7 protein-coding genes are annotated in these 5,920 nt (G+C 73.2%); 3 read left to right on the top strand and 4 right to left on the bottom strand.

What is annotated here, in order from left to right:
- Positions 1-203 precede the first annotated feature (203 nt).
- Positions 204-611, top strand: a complete 408-nt coding sequence (locus L7D48_RS24475; RefSeq protein ID WP_093851230.1) for an OB-fold nucleic acid binding domain-containing protein — start codon at positions 204-206, stop codon at positions 609-611.
- A gap of 3 nt (positions 612-614) precedes the next feature.
- Complete coding sequence (locus L7D48_RS24470; protein WP_374493605.1) at positions 615-1,388, top strand: DUF3159 domain-containing protein; 774 nt, start codon at positions 615-617, stop codon at positions 1,386-1,388.
- Between the two features lie 97 nt (positions 1,389-1,485).
- On the opposite strand, the gene L7D48_RS24465 is transcribed toward L7D48_RS24470, so the two are convergent.
- The 3 genes from L7D48_RS24465 to L7D48_RS24455 form a co-directional block, all read right to left on the bottom strand.
- Positions 1,486-2,169 carry a TrkA family potassium uptake protein gene (locus L7D48_RS24465; RefSeq protein WP_237882556.1) on the bottom strand — a complete coding sequence of 228 codons (684 nt, stop codon included), beginning with the start codon at positions 2,167-2,169 and terminating at the stop codon, positions 1,486-1,488.
- Positions 2,166-2,834, bottom strand: coding sequence for a TrkA family potassium uptake protein (locus L7D48_RS24460; protein WP_206350219.1), 669 nt, complete (start codon positions 2,832-2,834; stop codon positions 2,166-2,168). The genes L7D48_RS24465 and L7D48_RS24460 overlap by 4 nt, the downstream gene beginning before the upstream one ends.
- A gap of 108 nt (positions 2,835-2,942) precedes the next feature.
- Positions 2,943-5,090, bottom strand: a complete 2,148-nt coding sequence (locus tag L7D48_RS24455) for an MMPL family transporter (RefSeq protein ID WP_237882554.1) — start codon at positions 5,088-5,090, stop codon at positions 2,943-2,945.
- Positions 5,091-5,186: 96 nt separating this feature from the next.
- Between L7D48_RS24455 and L7D48_RS24450 the strand changes: the two genes are divergently transcribed.
- Positions 5,187-5,729 carry a MarR family winged helix-turn-helix transcriptional regulator gene (locus tag L7D48_RS24450; protein ID WP_374493600.1) on the top strand — a complete coding sequence of 181 codons (543 nt, stop codon included), beginning with the start codon at positions 5,187-5,189 and terminating at the stop codon, positions 5,727-5,729.
- Here L7D48_RS24450 and L7D48_RS24445 read toward each other — a convergent pair.
- A partial coding sequence (locus L7D48_RS24445) for a DUF2867 domain-containing protein (RefSeq protein WP_237882552.1) occupies positions 5,626-5,920 on the bottom strand: 295 nt, incomplete at its 5' end. The two genes, L7D48_RS24450 and L7D48_RS24445, sit on opposite strands and share 104 nt — an antisense overlap.

The raw sequence follows: 5,920 nt of genomic DNA, 5'->3' as shown, positions 1-5,920 counted from the left end.
CCCGCCCGCACCGCGCGGCCTGCCGCCCGCCGTCCACCGCCGGGCACGGCGGACCGTGAGCCCGGTGCGCGCCGCGGGGTCTGGGCCGGCCGGAGGGCCCGTTGGAGGGCCCGGGGGGCACCGGGGAGGAGCCTTCGGTCACATCCGCTTCCGGGGCCCTCCGGGGCATTACCGGGGGTGACGGGCGCGGGTAGGCTGGCCGTATGAGTGGCGTTACCCGACTCGACAGGGGCGGCCGGCTGCGGCGCCTCCTCGGGCGTCTGGCCTCCTCCCAGGAGGATCTGCTCTCCGCCGAACTCCGGCAGGACACCGAGGAGAGCGGCTGCACACGCATCTGCGACTGCGGCGACCGGCAGATCGTCACGGTGACCGGTACGCTGCGCACGGTGACACAGCGCCCCAGGGCCGGCGTGCCCGCCCTGGAGGCGGAGCTGTTCGACGGGTCCGCCCCGCTGGACGTCGTGTGGCTCGGCCGCCGGTCCATCGCGGGCATAGAACCGGGCCGCAGGCTGATCGCCCACGGGCGGATCGCGATGAACCGCGGCCGTCCGGTGCTGTTCAACCCCAAGTACGAGCTGCGACCCATCGGACAGGACAGCGGACAGGAGTAACGGGTGACCTCTCTCGACAAGCCGGCCGCCGGCGTGGACGGGACCGGGCCCGTGGCCGAGGCCGGCGCGCCCGGTCCGACGGTCACGGACAAGGCGCTGATGGAGGCGTTCGGCGGGGTGCGGGGCATGGTGGACACCACCGTGCCCGGGCTGGTCTTCGTGCTGGTCTACACGATCAGGCGGGACATCCACCTCGCGGCCGTCGCAGCCCTGGGCCTGAGCGTCCTGCTCGCGCTGGCCCGCCTGGTGCGGCGCGAGACCCTCAAGCACGCCTTCAGCGGCGTCTTCGGGGTCGGGATCGGCGCGGTCTTCGCGATGATGTCGGGCGACGCCAAGAACTTCTACCTGCCGGGCATGCTCTACACCCTGGGGCTGGCGGTCGCGTACTGCCTCTCGGCGATGCTGCGCTTCCCGCTGATCGGGGTGCTGCTCGGGCCGCTGATGCGCGAGAACCTATCCTGGCGCACCCGCAACCCCGGGCGCCTGGCGGCCTACACCAAGGCGACCTGGGCCTGGGGCATCGTCCTGCTGGCCAAGTCGGCCATCCTCTTCCCGATCTACTTCTGGGGCGACGCCACCCAGCTCGGCTGGGTGAAGGTGGCGCTCGGCATCCCGCCGCTGCTGCTGTGCGTCTACCTGACCTACGTCTTCCTGGCCAAGGCCCCGCCGCCGATCGACGTGATCGCCGAGATGGAGGCGGAGGAGGCCGCGGAGGCGGAGAGGAAGAAGGAGCGGGAACGCGAGCGCGTGGCGGGCGAGGCGCGGACGGACTCCTGAGTCCCCGCGGCCCCGCGGAGGCCGTCCGGCACACGGAAGAGGGCGGCGGCCCCGGTCCACCGACCGGGGCCGCCGCCCTCCCGTACGGAGCCCGCCGCTACCGGGAGTCGTCCTCCGGCTCCCTGCGCACCGACAGCAGCTCCTCCAGCTGCTCCTCGCGGGACTGGGCGGCGACGAACAGCAGCTCGTCGCCCGGCTCCAGCGCGTCCTCCGGGCCCGGGGTGAGGACCCTGCTGCCGCGGATTATCGTCACCAGCGCGGTGTCCTCGGGCCACCGCACCTCGCCCACCCGCGTGCCGGCCAGCGCCGACTCGGGGGGCAGGGTCAGCTCGACCAGGTTGGCGTCGCCCTGGCTGAAGCGCAGCAGCCGCACCAGATCGCCGACGCTGACGGCCTCCTCGACCAGCGCGGACATCAGCCGCGGGGTCGAGACGGCCACGTCGATGCCCCAGGACTCGTTGAACAGCCACTCGTTCTTGGGGTGGTTCACCCGCGCCACGACCCTCGGTACGGCGTACTCCGTCTTGGCCAGCAGGGAGACCACGAGGTTGACCTTGTCGTCGCCGGTCGCGGCGATCACGACGTTGCAGCGCTGGAGGGCGGCCTCGTCCAGCGAGGTGATCTCGCAGGCGTCGGCCAGCAGCCACTCGGCCTGCGGCACCTGCTCCACCGAGATGGCGCCGGGCGCCTTGTCGATCAGCAGCACCTCGTGGCCGTTCTCCAGCAGTTCCCCGGCGATGGAACGTCCCACCGCGCCGGCCCCGGCGATCGCGACCCTCATCGTGCCTCTCCCTCGGGGCCGCGCGAGAACGCGGCCTCCACGTCGCCGACCCGGTCGCAGCGCATCATCACGTGCACCAGATCGCCCTCCTGGATCACCGTGTCGGAAGTGGGCAGCATCGCCTCGCCCAGCCTGGTGATGAAGGCGACCCGGGTGCCCGTCTCCTGCTGCAGACGGCTCACCCGGTGCCCGACCCAGGCGGTGGAGGCGTGCACCTCGGCGAGCTGGACGCCGCCGGTCGGGTCCAGCCACAGCGGCTCCGCCCCGGAGGGCAGGAGCCGCCGCAGCATCTGGTCGGCCGTCCAGCGGACCGTGGCGACGGTCGGGATCCCCAGCCGCTGGTAGACCTCGGCGCGGCGGGGGTCGTAGATGCGGGCGGCCACGTTCTCCACGCCGAACATCTCGCGCGCCACGCGGGCGGCGATGATGTTGGAGTTGTCGCCGCTGCTGACGGCGGCGAACGCCCCGGCCTCCTCTATCCCCGCCTCGCGCAGGGTGTCGCGGTCGAAGCCGATCCCCTCCACCCGGCGCCCGCCGAAGGAGGAGCCGAGGCGGCGGAAGGCCGCCTCGTCCCGGTCGATGATCGCAACCGTGTGACCCCGCTGTTCCAGGGTCCGGGCGAGCGCGGCGCCCACGCGCCCGCATCCCATGATGACGATGTGCATGAGGCCGCTACCCCGTGCCTTCCTGTGCCGTGACGACCCGGGCCCGCATCGCGCGTCATCCTTCCCGCCCCGACCGGGGCACCTGCCGATCTGTCCTGCGCCGTAACGCTACCCGGCATCCGGCGCGGGGCGTCCCTCCCGGTCCCCTCCGGGCCGTGTCTGCGCCTCCTCGCCGCGGCGGCTCAGCGCGCTGGGCCACCACACGGCCGGCCCGATGTCCCTGGCGAGGGCCGGGACGAGCAGGGAGCGCACGAGGACGGTGTCCATGAGCACGCCGAAGGCGACGATGAAGGCGATCTGCACCAGGAAGGACAGCGGGATCACCACCAGCGCCGCGAAGGTGGCGGCCAGCACCACCCCGGCCGAGGTGATCACCCCGCCGGTGGCGGTCAGGCCCTTGAGCACGCCCATCCGGTTGCCGTGCAGCAGGGTCTCCTCGCGGACCCTGGTCATCAGGAAGATGTTGTAGTCCACCCCGAGGGCGACCAGGAACACGAACCCGTACAGCGGGATGGAGGGGTCGGTGCCGCTGTAGCCGAGGAGGCCCTCGAAGACCAGGGCGGCGATGCCCAGGGTGGCCAGGAAGTTCAGGGCCACGGTCGCCACCAGCAGCACGGGCATCACCACCGACCGCAGCAGTCCGATCAGGATGACCAGGATGATCATCAGGACGACGGGGATGATCAGCGCACGGTCCTCGCGGGCGGTGTCGCGGCTGTCGAGCTGCTGGGCGGTGTAGCCGCCGACCAGGGCGTCCGCGCCGTCCACCGCGTGCACCGACTCCCGCAGCCGCTCGACGGTCTTCAGGGCCTCGTCGGAGTCGGCCCCGGCCGACAGGGTGGCCTGGACGCTCACCCGGCCGTCGACGACCAGCGGCTCGCCCCCGCCGGGGCGGCCCGAGGAGGTGACCGGGGCGGCCGAGGCGACGCCCTCGGCGTCCTGCGCGGCGGCGGTGACCTCCCGCACCCGGCCGGCGTCCGCGATGATCACGGCGGGGTTGCCGGAACCGCCGGGGAAGTGCTCGTTGAGCCTCTCCTGGGCGGTGACGGACTGGGCCCCGCCGACGAAGATCTCCTTGGTCGGCACGCCGGTGGACGACAGGGTCGGGAAGAACGCGGCGGCGACGGCCAGGCCCGCCAGCGACACCGCCCACACCCGGCGCGGGGAGCGGTCCACCAGGGCCGCCACCCGGCCCCACACGCCCCGGGCGGCCGACGGGTCGGAGGGGTCCGCGGGCGGCTTGGGGCGGGCGGGCCAGTACGCGGACCGGCCGAGCACCGCCAGCACCGCGGGCAGGAAGGTCAGGGCGCTGAGCATCGCGCAGGCGATGCCGATGGCGCCGACCGGGCCCAGGGCGCGGTTGTTGCGCAGATCGCTCAGCAGCAGGGCCAGCAGGCCCAGGGCGACGGTGGAGCCGCTGGCGACGATGGCGCCCAGGGAGCGGCGCAGCGCGGTCCGCGCGGCGCCCACGCGGTCACCGCTGTGGGCGAGCTCCTCGCGGAAGCGGGCCGACAGCAGCAGCCCGTAGTCGGTGGCGGCGCCGATGACCAGGATGAACAGGATGCCCTGCACCTGGCCGTCCACCCGTACCACGTCCCGTTCGGCCAGGAAGTAGACGATGGCGGTGGCCAGTGCGAGGGCGAAGACCGAGCCGAGGATGATCGCCAGTGGCAGCAGCACGCTGCGGTAGACCAGCAGCAGGATCAGCAGCACCACGCTGAGCGCCACGCCCAGCAGCAGCCCGTCGATCCCGGCGAACGCCTCGGACAGGTCCGCCTGGGTGGCGGCCGGGCCCGCGACGTACGCCTCGGTGCCCTCCACCTGCCCGGCGGTCTCCAGGATGGCGTCGACGACGTCGCCCATCCCCTCGTCGAGTTCGGAGGAGAGCGGGAGGACGGCCTGCAGGGCCTCGCCGTCCTCCGACGGCTGCACGGGCGAGGGGCGGCCGGCGACGCCGGGGGCCTGGGCCAGCTCGGCCAGCGTCTGCTCGGCCTGCTGCCGCTGACCGGCGTCGATGCCGCCCTCGTCGGCCTCCCAGACGATGATGGCGGGCACGGTCTCGGAGGTCCGGAAGTCCTCCTGGGCCTCGATCACCTTGGTCGACTCGGCGCTCTCGGGCAGGAAGGAGGCCTGGTCGTTGGTGGAGACCTCGCTGATCTTCCCGGCGTACGGGCCGAAGGCGCCGCCGACCGCCAGCCAGACGACGATCAGCGCGGCGGGTACCAGCCACCTGAGGAAACGCGGTGTGGGTTTCATCGACTCCCCTGAACCGAAGGATGTGGGCACCGCCTGCGCGGGCTTAAATCTTTTTCATTGAGAAGCTTTGCGATCAAGACTGTATATCGTGGGGGAGTGCACGACTCAGACGACCCCACCGGCGAACCGGCCGACGCCTCCGCCGAGCCACCCGCCGGCCCCGAGGACGGTCCGACCGGCCTCCAGGCGTTCGCCGTGCTGCTGCGCCGCATGAACGGCGAGTTCAGCCGCATGGCGCACGACTTCGCCCACTCCCAGGGCCTGCACCCCACCGACGTCCAGGCCCTGGTGGAGATCCTGGACGGCGAGCGGGACGGACCCGTCACCCCCGGGCTGCTGCGCGAGCGCCTCCAGCTCACCTCCGGCGCGGTCACCGCCTGCCTGGACCGCCTGGAGCGCGCGGGCCACATTCGGCGCACCCGGGACTCGGCCGACCGCAGAATCGTCCACCTCCACTACGCCCCTCGGGGCCGGGAGGTGGCCCGCGAGTACTTCCGCCCCCTCGCGCGTGCCACCGACACCGTGCGGCAGCGCTTCAGCGACGCGGAACTCCGCGCCGTCGTGCGCTTCCTGGCAGCCATGAACGAGGAGCTGGCCGCGCTGCGCCACCACCCGGACCAGAACCCGCCCCGGAGGTGACCGACCGCCGCCGCCCGACGCCCGCGGCCCCCGCCTCGGCCGCCGAGGCGATGTTGCGCGCCATTCCGCCGAATACCACCGCGTGGAACGGCGAAACGCCCCACCAGTACGCCTGCCCCAGCAGACCGTGCGGGTGGAACAGCGCCCGCTGCCGGTAGACGGTCTCCCCGTCCGGCCCCCGGTCCGCCCGC

This window comes from Streptomyces sp. ICN903 (assembly GCF_022015835.1).
Taxonomy (GTDB): domain Bacteria; phylum Actinomycetota; class Actinomycetes; order Streptomycetales; family Streptomycetaceae; genus Streptomyces; species Streptomyces fenghuangensis.
This window is presented reverse-complemented; position numbering and strand designations above follow the sequence as displayed.